This window comes from Gallibacter intestinalis, assembly GCF_014982745.1.
Taxonomy (GTDB): Bacteria; Bacillota; Clostridia; order Peptostreptococcales; family Anaerovoracaceae; genus Gallibacter; species Gallibacter intestinalis.
Genome location: NZ_JADCKA010000016.1, coordinates 1 through 22,490, shown reverse-complemented (window position 1 = coordinate 22,490; position 22,490 = coordinate 1). Strand labels below are relative to the sequence as shown.

The following is a 22,490-nucleotide window of genomic DNA, read 5'->3' as shown; positions in this document are numbered from 1 at the left end:
TGCCACAGATTTTACCAACTCTTTTTGTCCAGGGTGTATCTTGTTTTAAACAAGATAAAACCGCTATACACATTGAATTTTCAAGTGTTATAGCGGTTTTCACCAACTCTTTTTGTCCTATAAGCCTCCTTTTATTTAAGCTTAAGCCTTTCCTTAAATCTGTCAATCATCGATCTTTCAAATGGATCAACTCCGAAAAGGTGTGCCGATATAGATGCACTCATCAGGAAGAAATAAATTATCTGTCCCAGATTGTATGCGTCCGTATTTGGTATCTCTATTTTTATAGCATCCATATCATCGCTTCTGTATGTTTCCTTCATCTGCTCTGCGATGATTCGTCCCAGCTCATCAACGGTATCCGCCTTTGTCCTATCCTTTATATCCTTAGGCAGTTCCAGGTCACTTCCTGTCTCAGCTGCCAAAATTTCTGTCTCAAAGAACGCCGGCGCCGCACTGCTCATATACTGCGCCTTAGCTTTAAAGTCCCTTGCCAGATTCATTGTAGATGTATAAATACCTTTACCCTTTTTACTATCACTTTCCATGAACAGGTGTGAAACCCATGTGGCAAGGCTATCCAAATCAGGCTGTCCATACTGGAACACTTCAACGATTTTACCGCTGTCGTTTAATATCTTTCTTGCTGCTGCGTAATACCCAGCTGTGGTATCCCATTCGTCGTCTGTGGCCATTACTTCCGCTCCTGAAAGAAGCTTATCTATTTCCACGCCGGCTACAGCCATAGGGAACAGGCTTGCAGTGCTGAGTATGCCGTAGTTTCCGGAATAATCCTTTGATATTTCAAAGGACTGGCATCCGTCCTTTGCCGCCATCTGACCGAGAGTGCTTTCAGGCGCACCTGTAAGGATTCTGATTCTTTCAGCGGCTTCCTTATCTCCGTATCTATCAAACATATAGTCCTTGACTATCTGATATGCAGCGATGGTTTCCGGTGTTTCTCCGTACTTTGATATAACGCAGACGCACACCTCATAATGATCCATTCTGTCCAGTGTATCTGAAAATTCACGGCTGCTTATACCTTCGCCCACAAACATAACCTTCGGTGCTCCCTCAGGTCTGTCACCGACAGCTTCAATTACTGCCTTGATGCCCAGATAGGAACCTCCGTTGCCTACGATAACAAACATTCCGCATTTTTCAGCCGTTCTTTCGGCGGCATTAAACATCCTTGCCAAATCTCCGGCATTCATCCTCATAGGCAGCTTTACCCAACCGTAACGGGGATCTTCATCGGACCACAAATCATCCGTTGCCCTTTCGATGGCATCTTTATATTTTTCCAGTTCTTCAAGCTTTACGCCGCAACCGGTCAAATCAACTTTTACATTCATGATAGCCTCCTTTTGCGTCTTATCAGAATAACGCTTCTATCAATGTTATTGTAATAGGAACTGTTGCCATTGACAATACCGTCGAGAAAAACAGTATCTTGCTGGAAAGCTCATGATTTTGCTTTTCCTGTTCTGCCAACATAGGTACAGTAGCTGCCGTCGGGAAGCAAACTCCCAATACCATGATAACCTTCATTTCATAGCTTAATGGTACAAAGAGCATTATTACCGCTGTCAGCACAGGCAGTATGATGAGCTTTCCGATTGTTGCTTCCCACACGATTCTGTTTCTTATCATTTCAAGGAAATTACTTCCGGCCAAAGTTGAGCCGATAAATATCATAGCCATCGGGGTTGCTGCTCCGCCTATATAATCCAGGTATACTCCTATAGGATTGTCTAAAGAAATGTGAAGCAAGCTTAAGGCCAGTCCCACAAACAGCGCCACAATATTCGGATTTAATATAACCTTCATGACAGATGCTGCAGCTGCCTTTACCGTAAGCTTATTCTTGTTTGTATTATTTCTTCTCAAAGCATAAAGGGCGTAAGTAAAGAAAAAGATATTCATAGCAGAGTTCTGAGCTGTCATCAGGAACAAACCTGTGGAACCCAGCATCGCAAGGCCCATAGGAAATCCCATAAATCCGTTGTTCGGACATGTCATAGAAAGCTCGATAACATTGGAAACTCTGACAGGAAAATGCCTCAGCTTACCATAAATTCTTGCATACAATGCAAATCCCAGTATGATAACTTCCGATACACATAGCATCAGAATGAAATCCAGCAGAAAATCCACTGTCATATCCATAATGCCTATGTTGTATGCCAAAAGGCACGGATATGCACAATAAACGATGAATTTATTAAGGCTGTTATTCATTTCTTCCTTGATGAAACCAATCTTTCTCAGCAGAAAGCCTGTAAAAATCATCGCAAATATTACAAAAAACTGTCCGTACATCTTTTCAAATTATCCTTTCGGTTACTAATTTTTACGCCTACTTAAAATACAGATTGTTTGTGGAATACTCCGGATCGCAGGTTATGTCGATACCCAAATCTCCTAAAAGTTGTTCATCTTTATCATTTAATATGGCTGTACAGTGAGCCTTGCAGCCTCTGAGTTCCTTAAGCTTTTCCACTGCCAGCTCGGCACTTGGGTTTGTGCTGGCAGATACTGTAAGAGCGTTTAATATTTCTTCCACATTGAGGCTTGTCTTTTCCTGCTGGAGAATATCCCTTTTAAGGTCCTGAATTCCCTCAAGCACATGAGGAGCAATCAAATGTACCTCGTCGGCCATTTTAGCAAGATGCTTTACAGCATTTAAAATCGCCGCTGCCGCCGCTGCCATTATCTCTGAGTTTCTGCCGGTTACTATGACGCCGTCAGGAAGCTCTATGGAAACGGCAACTATATTTTCAAACTGTTCATCGGATTCTCTTTTCTTTTCTGCGTATTCCCTTGCAGCAGGCACTACTTTTCTGTCATCGATGTGAGCGCCTACCTCCTCCATAAGAAGTCTTACCCTTTCTGCGGAGGTCTCGTCCACCTTGCCCTTCTTGTAATCACACAGAGCTATAAGGGTTCTTCTTATGATTTCCTGTTTTGCCGCTTCACGGCAGGCTTCATCGTCGCAGATGCCGTATCCCACCATGTTCACTCCCATATCCGTAGGAGATTTGTATTCGCATTCGCCGCCTTCGATTTTTTCGATGATCCTCTTTACAACAGGGAAAACCTCAAGGTCTCTGTTATAGTTTACCGCCTGCACGCCGTAGGCTTCCAGGTGGAAGGAATCTATCATGTTTACATCCTTAAGGTCAGCTGTGGCCGCTTCATATGCCACATTTATCGGATGCTTGAGAGGAATGTTCCATACCGGGAAGGTTTCAAACTTGGCATATCTCGCCTTGCAACCTCTTCTGTTTTCATGGTAAAGCTGTGAAAGGCATGTTGCTAGCTTACCGCTGCCGCCGCCAGGGCCAGTTACCACGCACAGAGGCTTTGTGGTTTCGATATACGGATTTGCGCCGTACCCTTCCTCGCTTACAATTACATCCACATCTGTCGGATAGCCCTTTGTGTATTTATGCTTATAGGTTTTTATATTTCTTCGCTCCAGCTTGTTTATGAACATATCCACCGCCGGGTTTTCCTCATATCTCGTTACCACAACGCTGTTAATGGAAAGTCCATACTTTCTGAAGGTATCGATGAGCCTCATAACCTCCAAATCGTAGGTTATGCCAAAGTCCTGTCTTGTCTTGTTTGTGGCAATATCACCGGCAAATACGCAGATTATAACCTCCGCCTGATCGCTCAGCTTCTGAAGAAGCTTGATTTTGGCGTTTTCGTCAAATCCCGGCAATACTCTCATGGCATGCTTGTCATGAACCAATTTTCCGCCAAATTCCAAATATAGTCTTTCACCATGACCTTCGTTAATTCTTTCCACGATATGTTCGTACTGCATCTGAATGTACTTTTGCGCGTCAAAACCTATTTTTTGCATGATTCCTCCCTTTCACTTTTTTAATATGTGTCCTCTAAAAAAATATCATAATTCCGGCCGAAGTAATCACCATGGCTCCGACTAAGACCCATGCGACTATTCTCACCCATTTACTCTTTAAGTTCATCTGTTATCCCCCATGAATTCAATATCCAGTTTACTTCTGCCTTCCGTAAGGCCCTTAAGGCTTATGCTGTAATCCACATAAACCTTTCCCGTTCCTTCGGCGGTCATGGAATTTTCAAATTCGTTAGTCAGAATTTCTATATCCACAGGACCCATAGGCGTGTGATATCTGTTTTCAAATCTTTTTCCCTTTTCAAATCTCATTTCACTGCCGGCACCATTATCATTGCTTCTGGACAGCTTAAGACTGTCCGGAGCAAGTCTGAGTCTTGTTTTTACTCCTTGCATGCCGGTAAATTCGCTTTCTTCATATATGAGATAGAGCACCCCGTTGCGCTCATAAAGCTGCGCCTCTGTTATAAGCTCCATCTGCTCTTCATCCACATTGTCGTGAACGTGCTTTCCAACTATTTTTATGGTAACGTCTTTCATTTACAACCTTTCTATCAGACTCTTAAGGTCGTTTGCATCAAACAAATACTTGGTACCACAGAAGTGACATACTAGCTCCGCCTGTCCGTCTTCCTCCAACATATCCTGAAGTTCCTGCTTTCCCACAGTCATAAGAGCCTGTTCTATTCTTTCTCTGCTACAATCACATTTTAATTCCATTTCCTTAAACTCTGCAATTTCCGGAGTAAATTCCTCCGGCATATCCGCAAAGATTCTGTTCATAAGGTCTGTCAGAAGCCCTTCTTCGGATTTGCCACCACCGGCCAAAACCGTTTCCTCAATATTTGTCGTCATAGGCTTTACTGCCTTAAGCATATTTTCAAGGGCCGTAATCGCCTCTTCTGAAGCCCCCGGCAGTACCTGAATAAACATTCCTCCGGCGCTGAGCACATGACAATCTCTGCCCACTTTAACTCCCAGAGCAAAGGAAGTGTTTTGCTGTTCACTTATATAATAATATGCAGTCAAATCTTCAGCAATTTCACCGCTTACAAGGGCGATAGTTCCGATGTACGGGTCCTTAAGTCCCAAGTCCTTTACCACAGTCAGCTCGCCTGTTCCCAAGGCTCCTCCCACATCAAGCTTGCCGTTATCTTTAAGAGGAAGCTCCACATCTGGATTTGAGATATATCCCTTTATCTGACCGTTGGCATAGCCTGTGGAAAGAATCTGCTTTGCCGGGCCGTCTCCTTGAAAAATCAGAGACACCTTATCCCTTTTACCCTTAAGCTGGATGCTCATCATACCTGTTGCAGTCAGGACTCTGCCCAAAGCCGCCGTTGCCAGGGGACTTAACCCATGCATCTTTCTTGATTCTTCTACAATATCAGTAGTTATACAAAGATGCACTCTGTATGAACCGCTTTTATCTACTGCCATAAGTATTTTGCTTTTACTCATATTTCATTCTGCTCCTCATTCACTATTCTTGTGATTTCCTTTTCCATCTTTTCTATTCTTTTAGCAACTCCGCCGGAAGTCTTGCTTCTAGCAAACAGATACACCTTAAGATTAGGCTCCGTTCCGGAAGGTCTTATGATAAATTTCTGACCTTTATCCACGTCGTATTCGAGAATATCTGCCACAGGGAGCTTATCATATGAGCCTATGCCCATATCCACAAAGTGCTTCTGCTGAGTTTTGTAATCTATAACAGATTTAATCTCATGTCCCTGCAGACAGTTTTCCACATCGCCTCTAAGGTATGCCATTACGTTGCTTCGACGCCTTAAGCCTTCTCTTCCTTCAAATACAAAGTTTATAACCTTCTCGCCATAAATGCCGTACTTTTTATAAAGCTTTTTAAGACCTCCTCTAAGGTCGCTTCCCGCCGCCTTATATTCTGCAGCCATTTCGCAGACAAGCATCGCCGTTGATGCTCCGTCCTTATCCCTCATATGGTCAAAGGCAAGATATCCGTTTCCCTCTTCAAACCCAAAGACATAACGATCCTTCAGCAGATCCATTTTTTCTCCGATGTATTTAAACCCAATCAGAGTATTTTCCACTCTTACTCCGTATTCTGCAGCTATAGCATCAAGCATAGGAGAGCTTACGATGCTTCTTACCGCCGTGGCACCTAAAGGAAGTTTGCTGTGTCTGCAAATATAGTCAAACAGCAGCATTCCCAGTTGATTTCCCGTAAATACTCCCTCTTTATCCGCTACTCCTATTCTGTCGCAGTCCGGATCTGTCAAAATTAGAAGATCCGCCTTTTCTCTTTTAAGAAGCTCAAGACCAAGCTCATACACTTCCGGTCTTTCCGGGTTTGGCTTCGGGCATGTGGTAAAATCGCCGTCAGGCATCTCCTGCTCCGGTACTATTGTCAGCTGCTCAACCCCTATACCTTTAAGAAGGGCAGTGACAGGAACTCTGCCTGTACCGTTGAGGGGACTGTAAATAACTTTAAGATTTTTAATATAATCTTCTCCGCCCTTTAAGGATTTACCCAAAGTCTCTTTCACATAATCATTTATAAGCTCATCGCCTATATGCGATACGTTTTCATCAGTAGCCTTTTTAACATCATCGAATATATCGAGCTTTTCAATTTCCGCAAGTATTCCCGCCGCTTCATCTTCTAAAATCTGTCCCCCGCGGCTGTTATACACCTTATATCCGTTGTATTCTCTGGAATTATGACTTGCTGTTATCATCACACCGTAATCACAACTCATATGTCTTATGGCATAGGAAAGCACTGAAACCGGTGTCAGCTTTTCAAAGATATACGCTTTTATTCCGTTTGCTGAAAGCACGCCGGCTGTGATTTCCGCAAATTTTTTAGAATTGTTGCGGCTGTCATAACTGATTACAACGGAAGGATTTTTACCCTGTTCAGAATTTTTTAAGGTTCTGTTTATATAATCAGATAGACCTTGAGATACTCTGGCCACGACAAATGAATTCATCCTATTGGATCCGGGGCCCATTATTCCCCTCAATCCGGAGGTCCCGAACTCAAGATCCTTATAAAAGGCTTCCTCAATTTTGTCGTGGTCGCCTCTCATTGTCAAAAGACCTTCCATAAGATCACGGGGCATACTTTCATTTGCCAACCAACGCTCATATTGAATTTTAATACTGTCTGTGTGTTTATTCATAGTATTTTATCTCCTGCACATATACAGATTATTTTATCATAAAAGTGGTATAATGAACAGTAAAGCAGATACAATATACATAGCATCTATTGCCTATGGATGAGGATATAAAGAAATAAGAAAGAAAGTCAAGGAGGAACTAAAATGGATGATTTCAAACTGTCACGGGATGACAACGAAAGGGAATATAATAGCGGATTTAGCAGCACAGGCTTTTCCGGCGACGGATTTACAGGCGGCAGCGGCTTTAACTATAACAATGATTTTAACAGCACAGATAACGCCTCAACAGAGCCGGAACCTGAAAATGGCAAGAAAAAAAGAAAGAAAAAGAAGAATAGCACACCTGCAAACCCTATATTCCTTACAAAGGGAAAATTATTCTTGATATTTGTACTGGTTATAGCTCTGTCCTTTGGCGGAGCCTTCGGAGGTATGTGGGCATACAATAATTTCAACGGAAATACTGTAAAAAAAGAAGGAAGCATCAACGGTGACGGATATACTTTGGCAAGTGCCACAGGAAGCGCAAAAACCGTTGATGAAATAAGCAGTGAAAATATCGATTCCGTAGTTGAAATTACAACAGAAAGCGTCACTTCCGCAGATGCATGGCTGGGGCAGTATGTAAGCGAAGGTGCAGGCTCAGGTGTAATCATTAAAGAAGATGGCTACATTATTACAAACAATCATGTGGTCGAAGGCGCCTCTAAAATCTATGTTACCCTTCACAACAGCAAGCAGTATGAGGCAACTCTTGTAGGCACTGACCCTGAGACGGATATTGCGGTAATAAAAATCAAAGCAAGCGGTCTTGTTCCGGCAACTTACGGTAACAGCGATGAGCTTGAAGTTGGCGATATGTCCGTTATAATCGGTAATCCTTTAGGAGAATTGGGCGGCACCGTAACAGCGGGTATCGTAAGCGCTCTGGACCGTGAAATAACCATAGACGGCCAGCCTATGACTCTGTTGCAGACAGACGCCTCGGTAAACCCTGGCAACTCCGGCGGTGGTATGTTTGACCAGTACGGACACCTTATAGGTATAGTGGTTGCTAAGTCCAGCGGTTCGGATGTTGAAGGTCTTGGATTTGCAATTCCTATTAACACAGCCGCAGAAGTGGCTTCTCAGCTTATGAAAAACGGTAAAGTCGAATCCACCACAGGATATTCGGGAATGACCTATGCTCAGAGTCAGAACGGCGATATATTTATTCAGCAGGTCAACGAATCCTTTGCCCAGGAAGCAGGCTTTAAGCCAGGCGACCAGGTGATTTCCATAGACGGACAGACCGTAAGCAGTCTCAATGAAGTTTCCACTATAATAAAGAAACACAAGAAAGGCGATAAAGTTACATACACCGTTGCCAGAGACGGAAAACAGATGGATATTGATTTAACATTACAATCAAGATAACTACAAAAACAAAAAATACCGGGATTTCGCCCCGGTATTTTTTGTTCATCCTGTATGGTTTACAGGTGAAAGCACATACATTGAGATACTATTAACTCACGAACATTATAGCACGATTTGAGGCTAAAGCCTATCAAATTTAAAAGTTCTCATATTCTCTTAAAATATCATCCCTTATGGTGCGTATGTGCTCTCTTGCCACAATCTTTGCTTTTCTGGCGTCACCCTGTTCAATGGCTTCATATATAGCCTTATGCTCTATTCCCACATGAACACATCTTTTAAATCCACCGTAATAAAGATATCGAAATCTAAGCACCAGCTCCCGTATTTCTTCGGCTATATGTACCATAACCTTATTACCTGTAGCCTCAACGATTATCCTGTGAAATTCAGTATCCCACTTTATCATGTTTTTCTGATCTCGTCTTTCCGCTGCCTTATTGTAATTTTCCATGGCAGCCTTAAGCTCTTTTTTAAGCTTATCGTTTATTCTCTCTGCCGCATGATATGATGTGCTGCTGTCAATGGCCTCTCTGATTTCAAGGATTTCAAGAAGATCTCTTATGGCAATCTTTGAGACATATGCCCCTTTATTAGGTTCAATGGCTACCAGATTGTCCTCTGCCAGCATTTTAATTGCTTCCCTTACAGGAGTTCTGCTGGCTCCCATCTTCTTTGAAAGCTCTACCTCCATCAATCTTGTTCCTGGAATAAGCTTTCCCTTTAAGATTTGACTTTTTAACTCCTCATACACTATCTCTCTCAGCGTTTTGCGGCTGTATGCTTCCTGTTCTCTCATACTATTGTCCTCGTCAGATATGTTTCTTCGTTAATTTCCTTAAGTTCCTTGTATCCCCTCTCCAGTTCTTCTCTGTCTTGTGAAACAGCAAACACCGACGGTCCACTGCCACTCATAAGCACCGAAGCTCCTGGGCATACTTCAATCATCTTTTCCTTAGTCTCTTTTACCTGCTTATAATGGCTTAACGTATAGCCCTCTAAAACATTTACCATGTTCTTCTTCACTATATCGATATTCCCAGCCAAAAGCCCCTCTTCCATAGCTTTGTTATCAGGCCTTTTTTCTATTGCTTCCTTATCCAAGCCTTGATAAACCTCAGCCGTGGAAACACTGAGAGGTGGCTTGCTCAATAATATAGGACTCTCAAGAGGCTTTATCGGCTTAAGCTCCGTGCCGGTGCCGTAGGCAAGGGCGCAGGTTGTTGCCATTGGATCTTTTCCGAATACCTTTATAAGATCTCTGTTTCCTCTAGCCTGTCCCATAATTGTAAAGGGAACGTCCGAGCCAAGCTCAGCACCGAGACTGCACAGTTTTTTAAGATTTAGACCTGCTTCCCATAAAACATTTAGTCCGTGCAGCACTGCAGCCCCATTACCGCTGCCGCCTGCAAGACCTGCTGCCACAGGAATATTCTTTTTTATGTCTATTCGCACAGTTCCTTTAAGTCCGTGTCCAACACGTTCACTCATAATCTGCGCCGCCTTATATGCCAGATTCCTGCTGTCCACCGGCAAGTAATATCTGTTTGTCTTAAGAGTTATACTTATGCCGTCTGCGTCCTCGTCGGGAAACCACCGTATAAAAACATCATCGCTGAGCTTTATCTGCTGCATAATCATTTCCACCTGATGATACCCGTTATCCAGCTTCCCCAAAACATCCAGAGACAGATTTACCTTGGCGTAGGCTTTTAATCTTATACTTTTCATATCCTACATCTCCCGTTTGCTAATCTCTAATCATCTATCTGTTTCGTAATATATTAACCTGTATTATTGTATCATAAAAGGAGCGTTTTACCGCTCCTTATTTTTGCGAAATAATCAATCTGTTATTTCTTTTTCTTTTTGCCTTTGCCCTTTGAGCCTTTCGCCTTGGAAGCTTTTATCTTAGCTTCAATGGCTGCTTTCTTTTCAGCTTCGGCCTTTCGTCCTGTTATGTATGAAGATCCTCCCTGGGCCACGGTTCTTACGGTTTTAACCTTATAATGACCTGGCTCCATGTATTCTTCTATGATTTCTTCTTCCTCATTTTCGTGCTGACGCTTTGCCTTTCTTGCAGCTCTTGCCGCTTCCTTTTCTCTGCGTCTGTTTTCTTCTGCTATGATTTCCTCAACAGGTCTGCCTGTTTCCTTGGCAATCTTATAAGGATTGAATTTTTCTTCTTTCTTTGGTCTGTAAGGTTCTTCCTTTTCCTTCTGCTTTTTAACGGCCCTGGAAGAAGCAAATACCATAGCAACTACCATTACCAGCATCATTATCATGGAAATCTTCATACTGCTGGAAGGGTCCAAAGTTGTGAAGGTTATTTCCTGTGTGCTTCCCAAGCTCTCTCCATCCGCTCCCACAAAGGATTCATCTATGACGAGCTTATATTCTGTTTTAGCTTCTACGGTTACTGTGCTGCCATCTTCACCTACAGTGTCAGCAAGAACAAGCAGTTCTGTCTTGTCTTTAGGGTTAAACAGCACCATGGACTCAACTTCCTTGCCCTTGCTGTCAACCAGCTTACATGCAGCCACATTGGTTTTTTCGTTATCCGTATTATATACTTCCTTGTTAAACTGGACTTTTACACCCATGTTTTCCAGCGGAACATTTTTTTCACCGTCATTTGGCGATGTCTTTACAATCTTAAGAGCATCCCCTGCAGCATTATCTTCTTTTGCTGCCAACGCGCTTGGTGCCGCTACCGTAAATGCTATCATCAACGCGCATAAAATAGCGCCAATTCTTTTTGCCTGAACCATTATCTGATATCTTCCTCCGATTTTGATTTTCTCAATCTCCTGAAAAAAGCGGTCATCATCTCGCCGCATTCTTCTGCCATTATGCCTCTTTCAATCTCAACCTGATGATTGAGTCCGTTTTCCTGAAGCAGGTTTAATACCGAACCACATGCACCTGTTTTCGGATCATCGGTGCCTATAATCACCTTTTTAATCCTTGCCAATATCATGGCTCCGGCACACATACTACAAGGCTCACATGTTACATACATTTCACAGCCATAAAGTCTGCTGTAGCCTATAGCCAATGTCGCTTGTCTAATGGCCTCCATCTCTGCATGTCTTGTTGGATCCTTTCCTGTTTCCGTCATATTGTGACCGCGGCCTATAATTTTATCGTCTTTTACGATTACCGCTCCCACAGGAACTTCCCCTATATCTGCAGCCTTTTGGGCCTCAAGTATTGCTTCCTGCATAAAGTTTCTCATATACCTTATGATGTTATCACATTTCATTTGTTTTTTCAACAAAAAACACACAGGGAAAGGCTTGTTTCGCCAACTTCTCCAATACATGTTAAAATAATTACAATAGACAAATCAATTCCGGCATTTTACGAAACTCAATCAATGGAATATAAAAAAGAAGCCCTTACACCTGAAAACGCAGCTAAAATCCCGTGTCAGCAGGTGCTTGGCTCCTATTTTGTCGTTTTTACTTGTTAGTCAATATCGAAGGACCTGTTTTCACTATCTACAAATCCTGTAATCGTCTTAACTCCGAAAAGCTCTTCTATTTTTGCTGCCAGTTCATCCCGTGCAGCTATAACAGCTTCTTTGTTTATCTGTCCGAAGCCGTCTATAGGGAAGAAAATATTTTTAACATTTTCTGTAATCTTTCCCGCTTCGGACTGCCTCCATGTCCATCTTCTCGTTCTGACGGAATTTCCGGAAACATATATTATTTCTCCTTCGTCGGGATTATCAAACTCATCTTCTGCAGCCCCAAAGGGTCTGAACTTGTCTTCTGCCGTCGCAGCCCTTACTTCAAGATCCCCTTCAAAAGAATCTATATCGTGAGCTCCCAAAGGCACCTTATACTTCAAGGACACAGCGTTTCCCAAGTCAACAGCCCCGTTAATCGAAGGAAATCCCTTTTTCTTTGCGATACGAGTTAAGAGTGCCTCAATGGAACACATATACTTATTAGGATTAAACCCCAGTGTCCTCATTGCTTCTCTATAACACACTACCTCATCGCTTTCCTTTACCTTTTTACCTTCGTAAAAGGCCTCACAGGCTGCGATGTTTTCTTTAAGAAGTGCATCAACTCCTTTAGGTATAACGCTGTTATCAATTCCCTTTGCAACAATCGTACCGAAGATAGCATCCGGTATCTTTTCAAAAACCTCATCTGCTACGATAAATTTCATAAAATCACACTCCTTTCTGCCCTTAAGTCATTATTCCACTAATAAGCCCTGCAGCAGGAGCAGCAGAGGATTGCTGTTATAAACAGCATCGGTAATATATGAACCGTCCACGGCGCTTTCCAGCTTAGGTGCAAAGTCCGGCAGGAAAATATCCGCCAACGGAATCATCACTAACACAATTACCAAAACCAACACACAGCCCTTTACTATGCCAAATACTCCGCCGAAAATCCCGTCAATTGCACCGACAAAGCCGCCTCTGTCGGATCTAGTTATAAGCGCAAGAATTATCCAAAGCACTAATTTGACTGCAATAAAAATTCCCAAAAATACCACTATTGTAAATATCATGTTGGAAGTAATGGCAACTACCCCTTCTCCTAATATCGTAGGAGTGTCAGAAGCTGCCGGTATCACCGGGATAAACTCTTCAAGAAGGCTAGTATTTTCTGTTAAATAATCTTTAACCGGCGATGTAGCCATAAATGCCACCACCACCGCAATTATCCATCCGGCAGTATGAATAAAGGTGTATCCAAAGCCACGCCTAAATCCACTGACGGCACAAAGTACGACTATCGCAATTAAAGCAATATCTAATATCATCTTTTCTCCTTTTTATACAGTATTCCGGAAAATTATACCATTTCACCTGTTTTTTTACAACGAATTGACACCTTTTCACAAAAAATACTTTTTTACTCAATCCGTTGAAATATCAAGCATATTGCATGTTTTTATGATATACTTTTAATGATGAGAAGAAAGGAGAAATCCATCATGAAAACAAGTAACATCGCAAGAAAAACAAAGATAATTTGTACCATAGGCCCTGCCTCCGACAGCAGGGAAATGCTCTCTCGCCTTGTAAGGGCTGGAATGAATGTGATGCGTCTGAATTTTTCTCACGGCACTCACGAAGAACATCTTAAAAAAATCGAACTTCTTGAAGATATAAACCGAGAACTTAAAACAAATGTAGCTTTACTGCTAGATACAAAGGGACCGGAAATCCGCACCGGCGACTTCGAAGGAGGAGTCACCCGATTTACCAAGGGCCAGCAGTGCATAATATGTGCCGACCCGAAATTTATAGGAACATCTGACAAATTTTCCGTGTCCTATGAAAAGCTTTATGACGATGTAAGCCCAGGAAGTATAATTCTTGTAAACGATGGACAGGTAGAGCTTGTTGTCGAAAAAGTGCAAGGCACAGATATTATTTGCCGCTGCGAAAATGACGGCGAGGTTAAAAACAAACGAGGAATCAATGTTCCTGGCATAAAACTCGGATTTGATTACCTGTCACCAAAGGATATCGATGATATAACCTTCGGTTGCAGTCAGCCTTTCAGCTTTATAGCCGCTTCATTTGTGCGCAGAGCTCAAGATGTAATCGATATCAAAAAACTTCTTATAGAAAACGGCAGAAGCGACATTCAGATTATAGCTAAAATAGAAAACCGTGAAGGCGTTGAAAATATCGATGAAATTCTGGATATAGCCGACGGCATAATGATTGCCAGAGGCGACCTTGGAGTGGAAGTCCCTGCTGAGGAAGTTCCTCTTATCCAGAAAGAAACTATCATGAAATGTAAGGACAGAGGCAAGATTGTAATTACTGCTACTCAGATGCTGGAAAGCATGCAGCAAAACCCTCGACCTACAAGGGCAGAGGTCAGCGATGTTGCCAATGCCATATACGATGGAACCGATGCTATCATGCTGTCAGGGGAATCAGCCGCTGGTCTATACCCTGAAGAGGCGGTAAAAACTATGAGTAAAATAGCCGAAAAAACAGAGACAGCCCTCAACTATCCGTCCCTTCACAGACAGGCCGTACGCACTGCAACCGATGATACTTCCGAAGCAATCTGTATGTCTGTTGCAGAAATTGCCACAAAGTTTGGCGTTTCCACAATAATTGCTTTCACACAGACGGGATTTACAGCAAGAAAAATGTCCAGATACCGTCCGGAAGCTCAAATTGTTGCCGCTACTCCAGAAACGGAAACCATCAGGTCCCTCGCCTTAAGCTGGGGTGTTAAACCTGTATTGTGCAAGACCCTTACATCTAGGGGCGATATGATAGAATACGCGCGAATTATAGCAAAGGAAAACGGTGCAAAGGAAGGAGATCTCATCCTTGTAACCGGTGGTGCTCCGGGAGTTAAAGGAGATACAAGCTATCTTGAACTGGTGCGAATATATTAGATTGCAGCATAAACCAAAAGAAATCCAATTATTTCAAATCGGAATAGTTGGATTTCTTTTTTATCTATATGTGTATATATGTTTATTCGTAAGTGTATTCCACCCACTGAGCAACATTTGTAGCATGATCACCGATTCTTTCGAAATACTTTGCAACCATGAGGATATCCAGTACAATCTGTCCCTTTGAAATATCCTGATACAGCACTCTTAAAAGTTCACTTTTAATCTGAACAAACAACTGGTCAACCCTTTCGTCATTGGCAACGACATCGGTTGCCATCTTAACATCCTTGTTTACAAAGGCTTCTATGCTGTTTGTAACCATTCCCTTAACTTCATTGGCCATATCCTTGATATGAGTATCAAGATTGAAAATTTCGCCGCTTTCAAGCTTTTGAGCGATATCTGCAATATCTGCCACCTGGTCGCCGATTCTTTCCATATCCGCAATCATCCTAAGAGCTGCCGAGATTATTCTGAGGTCCTTTGCTACTGGTTGCTGCCTTAAAATCATGTTTACGCACAGATCCTCAATATCTCTTTCTTTTCTGTCGGTATCCCTTTCCACCGTATGAATGAGCTGAACCTTAGATTCGATGTTTTCTCTATTAAAAAGCACTTCTATGGCCATATCTATGCCTTCTACACAAAGGTCCCCCATTTCAATAAGGCGTGTATTTAACATCGCCAGTTCCTTATCAAAAACCTTACGCATCATATCAGCCAAACCTCCCTGTTATGTAATCTTCCGTTCTCTTATCCTGCGGATTTGAAAACAATTCATCAGTGTCGTTATACTCAATCACATCTCCCAGCAAAAAGAATGCTGTCTTGTCGGATATACGGGCTGCCTGCTGCATGTTATGCGTAACCATTACAATGGTAAAATCCTTTTTAAGGTCACTGGCCAGTTCCTCTATCTTGTTTGTGGAGATAGGGTCGAGGGCTGAGGTAGGTTCATCCATCAAAAGCACCTCAGGTTCAACAGCCATGGCTCTTGCGATACAAAGTCTCTGCTGCTGACCTCCGGAAAGTCCTAATGCTGATTTTTTAAGTCTGTCCTTTACCTCATCCCAGATGGCCGCCTGTCTTAAGGATCTTTCAACTATCTCATCCAGCTGTGCCTTATTTTTTACACCATGGGTACGAGGACCAAAGGCGATATTGTCATATACGCTCATAGGGAAAGGATTAGGCTTCTGAAATACCATGCCCACTCTCTTTCTCAGAACGATAGGGTCCATTTCTTTATATATGTCAACACCATCAAGAAGTATGTTTCCTGTAATTCTACATCCTTCCACCAGGTCATTCATCCTGTTGAGGCTCTTTATAACCGTTGATTTACCGCAACCGGAAGGCCCGATAAAAGCAGTAATTTTATTTTCCGGAATTTCCATGGAGATCCCCTTTATCGCCTGAAAATCTCCGTAATACAATTCCATATCCTGTATCGATATCTTACTCATTTTTTTCCTCTTTAATCTTTATTCCCGTTATTTTGCAAGTTTCTTAGCTATTCTATTGCTCAGCCAGTTTATAAGTATAACCACTACCATGAGCACAACCGCTGTAGCGTATGCCTGTTCCATGTAAAGTCCTTCGTTGAGCAGCGCATAAAGGTGTACTGCCAAAGTTCTTGTGGAGTCAAATACGCTTGACGGAATGCTTGCAACCGTTCCTGCAGTAAAGAGCAATGCGGCTGTTTCACCGACAATTCTTCCTATACTGAGGATTACTCCTGCAATTATTCCCGGCATCGCCGACGGAAGGGTTATCCTGAATATGGTTCTAAGCTTACCTGCTCCAAGACCGAAGCTGGCTTCTCTGTAGGAATCAGGCACACCTAAAAGGGCTTCTTCCGTAGTTCTCATTATTACCGGCAATACCATTATTGCCAAAGTCATGGCACCGGACATAAGGCTGTAGTTCCATCCAAAGGCTATACCAAACATCAGGAATCCGAAGAGACCAAATACGATGGAAGGAACGCCGGAAAGAGTTTCTGCTGTTATTCTTACAATCTTTACTATTGGGCTAGACTGTCTTGCATATTCCACAAGGTAGATTGCAGCACCTATACCAAATGGCAACGCTATTACCAAAGTCAGCAATGTCATTATCAGCGTATTTATTATCGCTGGCATCATTGACTGGTTATCTGTGGTAAACTCCCATGCAAACAGTTCAGGACTGATATTAGGAATACCCATTATGAGAATATATCCTATAAGGAAGGCAAGAATACCAACGGTAAAGATTATGGCTATCTTCATGCAGATGTTTAAAAACATCGACATTGGATGTCTATCTTTTGTCTTAATCATCAGTCAGCCCTCCTTTTCAGTGCGGAGAAGCTCAGGTTTATCAGAAGGATAAACACAAAGAGTACAACCGCCGTAGCTATCAGAGCTTCCCTGTGAAGACCTGACGCATATCCCATTTCCAGTACAACATTGGAAGTCATTGTTCGTACACCGGAAAGGATTGAATCCGGTATAATCGGCTGGTTTCCCGCAACCATTACTACGGCCATGGTTTCACCTATGGCTCTTCCTATTCCCAGGGCAACTCCCGCTAACACCCCGGATTTAGCTGCCGGAAGAGTTACAAAGAACATGCTTCTTTCTCTTGTCGCTCCCAAAGCAAGGGCACCTTCGTAGTAATGCTCCGGAACCGCCCTTAAAGACGATTCAACAACGCTTATAATTGTCGGAAGAATCATTATTCCCAAAAGCAGAGAAGCTGTCAGAAGCCCTTTACCGCTTCCTCCGAAAATCGTCTGGAAAGCCGGTACTATTACCACCAGACCGAAGAAACCGTAAACTATGGAAGGGATTCCGGCCATCAGCTCAACTGCCGGTTTAACTATTTTATATACCTTTTCATTGCAAAACCTTACCAGATATACTGCGCTGAATATACCGATAGGTACTCCTATTATGATAGCTCCTGCTGTAACATATATACTTCCAACGATCATAGGCAGGATGCCGAATATCTCTTGCATCGGCAACCATTCCATGCCTAAGAGGAATTCTTTAACTCCTATCTCTTTAATAGCGGGCACCCCATTTACAAAGAGGAACCCGCATATTACTATTACCGCTATTATGGAAGCCATTGCCGTTACCAGGAAAACTAATTTCATAATTTTTTCTTTAAATTGATTCCTGCTAATTTCCATAATTGTCGACCTTTTCTCTTATACTGATTTAGCTTTCAGATATGTGAAGTATCTTATTTTGTAACTTCATCCCAAGTTGTGATTTCGCCTTTGAATATCTGGCCTATGATGTCTGTAGTCAGATCTTCGATAGTATTGTTGTTGTTTACGATTACCGCAATACCGTCTGTAGCTATTTCAGTTACTGTAAGTCCCTGTGCCAGCTCATCTTCTGTAAGAGCTCTTGAGGACATACCCAGGTCGCATGTTCCTGCTATTGCAGATTCGATACCTGCTCCGGAACCTGTCTGCTGGATTTCGATTTCAACATCTGGGTTGAGGGCTTTGTATCCTTCAGCAAGTACTTCCATTACAGGTGCTACGGAAGTGGATCCTGCCAGTGTGATTTTGCCGGAAAGACCGGAAGCTGTATATTCTTCAGTATTGTCTTCTCTGATGTAACCTTCTTCAGCAACTGTTGCCTGACCTTCTTCACTCATGATGTACTTTTCGAAGTCCTGAGCCAGTTCGCTTACGTTTTTGCCCTTAACGATGTTGAAAGGTCTAGCTACTTTGTAGTCTCCGCTCTTTACGTTATCAACAGTAGCTTCAACTCCGTCAACCTTGAGAGCCTTTACATCATCTGAAAGAGATCCCAAAGATACATATCCGATTGCTGCATCGTTACCTGCAACTGTCTGCATCATTACAGATGTGCTGTTTGTTACTTCTGCATTCTGAGTTGTTATGTCGTTTTCTTCTTCATCCATAACACCCATCAGCTCAACGAATGCTCCTCTTGTTCCGGAACCTTCTTCTCTTGATACTACAGTGATGTCGCCTGTAGGGCCTTCACCGCTGCCGCTGTCGCTGCTTCCGCAACTTACAAATGTTGTAACTGCCATCATTGCGCAAAGACCCAGCGCAAGAAATTTTTTCATTTTCATAACTGTTTCCTCTCCTTTTCTGATTCATGCAGCTCTTTTTCTCACTACACATACTACACATTACTTTTGTTGGTCTTCGTTTTTACATCCCCAGTTTACCGTCCTTTTGTTAAGGAAAAATAAAAAATGATGTTAAATAAAAATTAATTTCTTAATATCCACTTAACATTTCCACGGTATAAATCTCTGTGATATTATGTATATATATGTAGAAAAAAGTTCTAAATGAAAACCTGCAAATAGAGACTAATGGAAAGGAAATGTGAAAATGAAAATAAAGCCCTACGAACGAAATGCAAAATATTACGAAACAGATCAGATGGGCATAATCCATCACAGCAACTACATTCGCTGGTTTGAAGAAGCCCGTGTGGATGCAATGGAGCAGGCCGGTATTCCATACGATAAGATGGAAGAAATGGGTATAATGTCTCCAGTGCTTGGAGTAGAATGCAAATACATCCATTCGGTGCATTTCAACGAAAATGTAAAAATAGAAGTCAGATTTCTGTCCTTTACAGGGGTAAAGATGGAAATCGAATACAAGGTTTACAGCATGGCTACCGGCGAGCTTACCACCACAGGTCTCTCACGCCACGGATTTGTCCACAGCGATACAGGTAGGCCGGTGCGCATGAAAAAGGAATATCCAGATTTATATGCAAAGATAATGGATGCGCTGGAATAAAAAACCGCCAAACCTGTTGAAACCAACAAATTTAGCGGTTATGTAGATGGCACCCCCGAGATGATTCGAACATCCGACGCACGGTTTAGGAAACCGACGCTCTATCCCCTGAGCTACGGGGGCACATTTCGCAAAATATTTTATCATATGCACCTGAAATAATCAATGATGATAATAGGGTTTTAATTCCCCTTCAACGGGTATAATCATAACATCAGATTAAAAATTTAGGAATAATAATGCAGAATACGGAGGTGGCAATATGTCATTGGTAATAACAAAAGAAAATTTTGAAAGCGAAGTATTAAAGTCAGATAAGCCTGTTTTAGTGGACTTTTGGGCAGCATGGTGCGGACCTTGTAAAATGCTTTCACCTGTAATCGACGAAATTGCAGAGGAAAGAAGCGATATAAAAGTAGGCAAAATCAATGTAGACGAGCAGCCAGAGCTGGCTTCACAGTTTGCTGTAATGAGCATCCCTACTCTGATTGTTTTTAAAAACGGTGAAATCGCAAACAAAGCCATCGGAGTTCAGCCTAAGGACGCAATACTGTCAATGCTGTAAAATTTAATAAACAACTGGAAAGTGTGATTTAAATGGACAGATATACAAATAAAAGCGGAAACGAATATACTTTAAATGCCGGGGTTAATCAAGGAGACGCCATTCAGAGATTAGGCAAATTCGAAGATATGTACGATGCTCTTATGCAGGAGCAGCACACCATAGTCTCAAAAATGGAAGCTCTCAAAGCCGAAGGCAAATCAGATACCGCAACATATAAACAGCTATTCGCAAACAGGCTAAAAAACACCGAGCTTCTCGGTAAAATCAGCATATTTATAGACTGACAATTTTACTGCGCATAGTTACAACAAATTACACTCCTAAAGGAATATCAATCGCAAGATATTCCTTTTTCTTTTGCTAAATTTAAAATTCCTCTTGACTTAAAGTTAACTTTAACTTGCATAATAGTCACAAAGGAGGATATATAAATGACAAAAATAAATTACGGAGAAATAAATAGTACAGAAATAAAGAAAGAAGACATCGTCCTCTCTGAGGGATGGGATAAAGTCTTTCCTAAAAATGAAAATGTAAATCATAAAAAGGTCAGCTTTGTAAACCACTTTGGCATTACACTGGCGGCTGATCAGTATGAGCCTAAAAAACATGAAGGCAGACTTGCTGCAATAGCCGTATGCGGCCCATACAGCGCAGTAAAGGAACAGGTTTCCGGTAGATATGCCCAGGAGATGGCTGCACGAGGTTTTCTTACTATAGCCTTTGACCCTTCCTATTACGGAGAATCCGGCGGACTTCCCCGTTACATGAACTCCATAGATCAGTCAGTCGAGGACTTTCAGGCAGCTGTTGATTATCTTTCAACCCTTGATAATGTAGATCCTGATAAAATTGGCGTTATAGGAATTTGCGGTTGGGGCGGCTTTGCATTACAAACCGCTTCTCTGGATACAAGGATAAAGGCAACTCTAACATCGACAATGTATGATATGAGCAGAGTTACTTCCTACGGATATAACGATGTCAACGATGAAGATGCCAGATATGAAGCTCGCATTGCCTATAGCAATCAGAGAACTTCAGACTACAAAAATGGTAGTTATACCCTTCTCGGCGGCAATCCAGAAGAAGCTCCTGAAGGTGCACCGCAATTTCTGATTGATTACATCAATTTCTATAAAAAACGTGGATATCACAAAAGATCTCTTGGCTCCAACGGCGGTTTTAGTGCATCTTCCTCAAGCTCCCTTATGAACACTCATATGCTTACGTATAGCCAGGAAATTAGAAGCGCCGTACTTATGATTCACGGAGAAAAGGCTCATTCCTGCTACTTTAGCAAAGACGCTTATAAAAAAATGACTGAAAACGGTAAATATAACGATAATAAGAAGCTTTATATTATCCCGGATGCAGTGCACTGTGATTTGTATGATAACCTCGATGTTATCCCTTTCGATAAAATAGAAAACTTTTTTAAGACATATCTAAAATAGCTTTTCATCCAAACAAGATGCTAATCTACAGTTTTGTTTAGGAAATCAAGTAGGGGGCTAACTTGTAGCCCCTCTCACACCACCGTACGTGCCGCTCGGCATACGGCGATTCAATTCAAATAATAATCCAAACAACTTAGAAATCCTCGTCTTGCGAGGATTTTTTTACTGATGAGGTGCAATCCTCTTTTCTCTAGTTCCTTATCAAGTTCCAAGTTCATTGAGCATGATATTACTTAACAGTGGTGAAAGGGGTCCACCTTGTGGGACTCATTGTTGTCTCCTCATATCTTCCATTTATCATTACTCTCACATTAAGATATTTTCTTATGAACGATTCTGTTTCTATGATTACCCACTCTCAAGACCTCACGGGGCCTGTGCTCTTTAGAGTATAAGTCGCCAGCCTTTCCTCGTCTACCTACCTAATCTACCTGTATGAATTACGGTTACCTTTTGGACTTCATGGCCCATGTCCACTTATCCCTCATACAAGCCTTAGTATTAGGTTCCTGTCCGTCAGGCTACGATTTCGCTATCCCTTCTTCTCGCCTGTACCTCGCGATACAAACCTTGGGAGTCGATATCATGTTCGTCGGCAACTATGCCCTTTGTTGACTTTCACCACAGACTGACTGCATGCCCGTAATACCAAGAAAAGACCCAGTCTCAATTTCGAGATTGGGCTTTTTCTTTTTCCCACATAAAACTTTAGAGGTGGCTTTAGTTCATAATTGGTATCGGTTTAGTTACAATATTTCTTAAATACTGCAATAATCGTTTG

The 22,490-nt window shown here is 42.1% G+C and carries 23 protein-coding genes and 1 tRNA gene; 6 read left to right on the top strand and 18 right to left on the bottom strand.

Translation table 11 applies throughout. The features are described 5' to 3' along the window. Positions 1 to 131: 131 nt before the first annotated feature. From INF20_RS07660 to INF20_RS07635, 6 genes are all read right to left on the bottom strand, one after another. Positions 132 to 1,358: a glucose-6-phosphate isomerase gene (locus INF20_RS07660; RefSeq protein ID WP_226385786.1), complete on the bottom strand. Its 1,227-nt coding sequence runs from the start codon at positions 1,356 to 1,358 to the stop codon at positions 132 to 134. Between the two features lie 22 nt (positions 1,359 to 1,380). After that, complete coding sequence (locus INF20_RS07655) at positions 1,381 to 2,325, bottom strand: AEC family transporter (RefSeq protein ID WP_226385785.1); 945 nt, start codon at positions 2,323 to 2,325, stop codon at positions 1,381 to 1,383. Positions 2,326 to 2,362: 37 nt separating this feature from the next. Further along, positions 2,363 to 3,877, bottom strand: a complete 1,515-nt coding sequence (locus INF20_RS07650) for a DUF1846 domain-containing protein (protein WP_226385784.1) — start codon at positions 3,875 to 3,877, stop codon at positions 2,363 to 2,365. A 123-nt stretch (positions 3,878 to 4,000) separates the two neighbouring features. Continuing rightward, positions 4,001 to 4,435 (bottom strand): DUF1934 domain-containing protein, encoded by a 435-nt coding sequence (locus tag INF20_RS07645; protein WP_226385783.1) that lies wholly within the window; start codon positions 4,433 to 4,435, stop codon positions 4,001 to 4,003. Further along, positions 4,436 to 5,356 (bottom strand): Hsp33 family molecular chaperone HslO, encoded by a 921-nt coding sequence (gene hslO / locus INF20_RS07640; RefSeq protein WP_226385782.1) that lies wholly within the window; start codon positions 5,354 to 5,356, stop codon positions 4,436 to 4,438. It lies immediately after the preceding gene. Then, a complete protein-coding gene (locus INF20_RS07635; RefSeq protein WP_226385781.1) occupies positions 5,353 to 7,059 on the bottom strand; it encodes a phospho-sugar mutase in 1,707 nt (568 codons plus the stop codon). Before INF20_RS07635 ends, hslO begins: the two co-directional genes overlap by 4 nt. A 144-nt stretch (positions 7,060 to 7,203) precedes the next feature. Here INF20_RS07635 and INF20_RS07630 point away from each other — a divergent pair, with 144 nt between their 5' ends. After that, positions 7,204 to 8,478: a S1C family serine protease gene (locus INF20_RS07630; protein WP_226385780.1), complete on the top strand. Its 1,275-nt coding sequence runs from the start codon at positions 7,204 to 7,206 to the stop codon at positions 8,476 to 8,478. Positions 8,479 to 8,617: 139 nt separating this feature from the next. Here the strand turns inward: INF20_RS07630 and INF20_RS07625 are convergent, their stop codons facing one another. The 6 genes from INF20_RS07625 to INF20_RS07600 all read right to left on the bottom strand — a co-directional run bounded on the left by INF20_RS07625 (position 8,618) and on the right by INF20_RS07600 (position 13,269). Then, positions 8,618 to 9,280, bottom strand: a complete 663-nt coding sequence (locus tag INF20_RS07625) for a GntR family transcriptional regulator (protein WP_226385779.1) — start codon at positions 9,278 to 9,280, stop codon at positions 8,618 to 8,620. Then, positions 9,277 to 10,212, bottom strand: a complete 936-nt coding sequence (gene ispE / locus INF20_RS07620; protein ID WP_226385778.1) for a 4-(cytidine 5'-diphospho)-2-C-methyl-D-erythritol kinase — start codon at positions 10,210 to 10,212, stop codon at positions 9,277 to 9,279. Before ispE ends, INF20_RS07625 begins: the two co-directional genes overlap by 4 nt. A gap of 122 nt (positions 10,213 to 10,334) precedes the next feature. Beyond that, the gene (locus tag INF20_RS07615) at positions 10,335 to 11,252 is read right to left on the bottom strand and encodes an Ig-like domain-containing protein (RefSeq protein WP_226385777.1); all 918 of its coding nucleotides are present in this window, start codon (positions 11,250 to 11,252) and stop codon (positions 10,335 to 10,337) included. Beyond that, a complete protein-coding gene (tadA, locus tag INF20_RS07610) occupies positions 11,252 to 11,707 on the bottom strand; it encodes a tRNA adenosine(34) deaminase TadA (RefSeq protein ID WP_226385776.1) in 456 nt (151 codons plus the stop codon). Before tadA ends, INF20_RS07615 begins: the two co-directional genes overlap by 1 nt. Positions 11,708 to 11,952: 245 nt before the next feature. Further along, positions 11,953 to 12,663 (bottom strand): B3/B4 domain-containing protein, encoded by a 711-nt coding sequence (locus INF20_RS07605; protein ID WP_226385775.1) that lies wholly within the window; start codon positions 12,661 to 12,663, stop codon positions 11,953 to 11,955. A 30-nt stretch (positions 12,664 to 12,693) separates the two neighbouring features. After that, positions 12,694 to 13,269, bottom strand: a complete 576-nt coding sequence (locus INF20_RS07600; protein ID WP_226385774.1) for a CvpA family protein — start codon at positions 13,267 to 13,269, stop codon at positions 12,694 to 12,696. A 174-nt stretch (positions 13,270 to 13,443) separates the two neighbouring features. Here INF20_RS07600 and pyk point away from each other — a divergent pair, with 174 nt between their 5' ends. Further along, the gene (pyk, locus tag INF20_RS07595) at positions 13,444 to 14,877 is read left to right on the top strand and encodes a pyruvate kinase (RefSeq protein WP_226385773.1); all 1,434 of its coding nucleotides are present in this window, start codon (positions 13,444 to 13,446) and stop codon (positions 14,875 to 14,877) included. A gap of 82 nt (positions 14,878 to 14,959) precedes the next feature. Here the strand turns inward: pyk and phoU are convergent, their stop codons facing one another. The 5 genes from phoU to INF20_RS07570 form a co-directional block, all read right to left on the bottom strand. Then, positions 14,960 to 15,598: a phosphate signaling complex protein PhoU gene (phoU, locus tag INF20_RS07590; RefSeq protein WP_226385772.1), complete on the bottom strand. Its 639-nt coding sequence runs from the start codon at positions 15,596 to 15,598 to the stop codon at positions 14,960 to 14,962. A 1-nt stretch (position 15,599) separates the two neighbouring features. Beyond that, a complete protein-coding gene (gene pstB, locus INF20_RS07585) occupies positions 15,600 to 16,349 on the bottom strand; it encodes a phosphate ABC transporter ATP-binding protein PstB (protein WP_226385771.1) in 750 nt (249 codons plus the stop codon). Positions 16,350 to 16,376: 27 nt separating this feature from the next. Further along, complete coding sequence (gene pstA, locus INF20_RS07580; protein ID WP_404812937.1) at positions 16,377 to 17,207, bottom strand: phosphate ABC transporter permease PstA; 831 nt, start codon at positions 17,205 to 17,207, stop codon at positions 16,377 to 16,379. Then, positions 17,207 to 18,031, bottom strand: a complete 825-nt coding sequence (gene pstC / locus INF20_RS07575; RefSeq protein ID WP_226385770.1) for a phosphate ABC transporter permease subunit PstC — start codon at positions 18,029 to 18,031, stop codon at positions 17,207 to 17,209. The genes pstA and pstC overlap by 1 nt, the downstream gene beginning before the upstream one ends. A gap of 89 nt (positions 18,032 to 18,120) precedes the next feature. Beyond that, positions 18,121 to 18,993: a substrate-binding domain-containing protein gene (locus tag INF20_RS07570; protein ID WP_318959516.1), complete on the bottom strand. Its 873-nt coding sequence runs from the start codon at positions 18,991 to 18,993 to the stop codon at positions 18,121 to 18,123. A 268-nt stretch (positions 18,994 to 19,261) separates the two neighbouring features. Between INF20_RS07570 and INF20_RS07565 the strand changes: the two genes are divergently transcribed. After that, positions 19,262 to 19,681, top strand: a complete 420-nt coding sequence (locus tag INF20_RS07565; RefSeq protein ID WP_226385769.1) for an acyl-CoA thioesterase — start codon at positions 19,262 to 19,264, stop codon at positions 19,679 to 19,681. 47 nt (positions 19,682 to 19,728) lie between these two features. On the opposite strand, the gene INF20_RS07560 is transcribed toward INF20_RS07565, so the two are convergent. Next, positions 19,729 to 19,804, bottom strand: a tRNA-Arg gene (locus INF20_RS07560). Between the two features lie 139 nt (positions 19,805 to 19,943). Between INF20_RS07560 and trxA the strand changes: the two genes are divergently transcribed. The 3 genes from trxA to INF20_RS07545 all read left to right on the top strand — a co-directional run bounded on the left by trxA (position 19,944) and on the right by INF20_RS07545 (position 21,706). Then, a complete protein-coding gene (gene trxA / locus INF20_RS07555) occupies positions 19,944 to 20,246 on the top strand; it encodes a thioredoxin (RefSeq protein WP_226385768.1) in 303 nt (100 codons plus the stop codon). A gap of 32 nt (positions 20,247 to 20,278) precedes the next feature. Beyond that, positions 20,279 to 20,533 carry a hypothetical protein gene (locus INF20_RS07550; protein WP_226385767.1) on the top strand — a complete coding sequence of 85 codons (255 nt, stop codon included), beginning with the start codon at positions 20,279 to 20,281 and terminating at the stop codon, positions 20,531 to 20,533. Positions 20,534 to 20,719: 186 nt separating this feature from the next. Beyond that, complete coding sequence (locus tag INF20_RS07545; RefSeq protein ID WP_404812938.1) at positions 20,720 to 21,706, top strand: alpha/beta hydrolase; 987 nt, start codon at positions 20,720 to 20,722, stop codon at positions 21,704 to 21,706. The last annotated feature ends 784 nt before the right edge of the window (positions 21,707 to 22,490 follow it).

Excerpts from the sequence above, each read along its gene's own strand:
- hslO (WP_226385782.1), bottom strand. The coding sequence starts at position 5,356 with ATGAGTAAAAGCAAAATACTTATGGCAGTAGATAAAAGCGGTTCATAC.
- INF20_RS07570 (WP_318959516.1), bottom strand. The coding sequence starts at position 18,993 with ATGAAAATGAAAAAATTTCTTGCGCTGGGTCTTTGCGCAATGATGGCA.
- INF20_RS07550 (WP_226385767.1), top strand. The coding sequence starts at position 20,279 with ATGGACAGATATACAAATAAAAGCGGAAACGAATATACTTTAAATGCC.
- pyk (WP_226385773.1), top strand. The coding sequence starts at position 13,444 with ATGAAAACAAGTAACATCGCAAGAAAAACAAAGATAATTTGTACCATA.
- INF20_RS07625 (WP_226385779.1), bottom strand. The coding sequence starts at position 9,280 with ATGAGAGAACAGGAAGCATACAGCCGCAAAACGCTGAGAGAGATAGTG.
- INF20_RS07635 (WP_226385781.1), bottom strand. The coding sequence starts at position 7,059 with ATGAATAAACACACAGACAGTATTAAAATTCAATATGAGCGTTGGTTG.
- phoU (WP_226385772.1), bottom strand. The coding sequence starts at position 15,598 with ATGATGCGTAAGGTTTTTGATAAGGAACTGGCGATGTTAAATACACGC.
- INF20_RS07655 (WP_226385785.1), bottom strand. The coding sequence starts at position 2,325 with ATGTACGGACAGTTTTTTGTAATATTTGCGATGATTTTTACAGGCTTT.
- tadA (WP_226385776.1), bottom strand. The coding sequence starts at position 11,707 with ATGCAGGAAGCAATACTTGAGGCCCAAAAGGCTGCAGATATAGGGGAA.
- pstA (WP_404812937.1), bottom strand. The coding sequence starts at position 17,207 with ATGATTAAGACAAAAGATAGACATCCAATGTCGATGTTTTTAAACATC.
- pstC (WP_226385770.1), bottom strand. The coding sequence starts at position 18,031 with ATGAAATTAGTTTTCCTGGTAACGGCAATGGCTTCCATAATAGCGGTA.
- pstB (WP_226385771.1), bottom strand. The coding sequence starts at position 16,349 with ATGAGTAAGATATCGATACAGGATATGGAATTGTATTACGGAGATTTT.
- ispE (WP_226385778.1), bottom strand. The coding sequence starts at position 10,212 with ATGAAAAGTATAAGATTAAAAGCCTACGCCAAGGTAAATCTGTCTCTG.
- INF20_RS07645 (WP_226385783.1), bottom strand. The coding sequence starts at position 4,435 with ATGAAAGACGTTACCATAAAAATAGTTGGAAAGCACGTTCACGACAAT.
- INF20_RS07600 (WP_226385774.1), bottom strand. The coding sequence starts at position 13,269 with ATGATATTAGATATTGCTTTAATTGCGATAGTCGTACTTTGTGCCGTC.
- INF20_RS07630 (WP_226385780.1), top strand. The coding sequence starts at position 7,204 with ATGGATGATTTCAAACTGTCACGGGATGACAACGAAAGGGAATATAAT.
- INF20_RS07565 (WP_226385769.1), top strand. The coding sequence starts at position 19,262 with ATGAAAATAAAGCCCTACGAACGAAATGCAAAATATTACGAAACAGAT.
- INF20_RS07650 (WP_226385784.1), bottom strand. The coding sequence starts at position 3,877 with ATGCAAAAAATAGGTTTTGACGCGCAAAAGTACATTCAGATGCAGTAC.
- INF20_RS07605 (WP_226385775.1), bottom strand. The coding sequence starts at position 12,663 with ATGAAATTTATCGTAGCAGATGAGGTTTTTGAAAAGATACCGGATGCT.
- trxA (WP_226385768.1), top strand. The coding sequence starts at position 19,944 with ATGTCATTGGTAATAACAAAAGAAAATTTTGAAAGCGAAGTATTAAAG.
- INF20_RS07615 (WP_226385777.1), bottom strand. The coding sequence starts at position 11,252 with ATGGTTCAGGCAAAAAGAATTGGCGCTATTTTATGCGCGTTGATGATA.
- INF20_RS07660 (WP_226385786.1), bottom strand. The coding sequence starts at position 1,358 with ATGAATGTAAAAGTTGATTTGACCGGTTGCGGCGTAAAGCTTGAAGAA.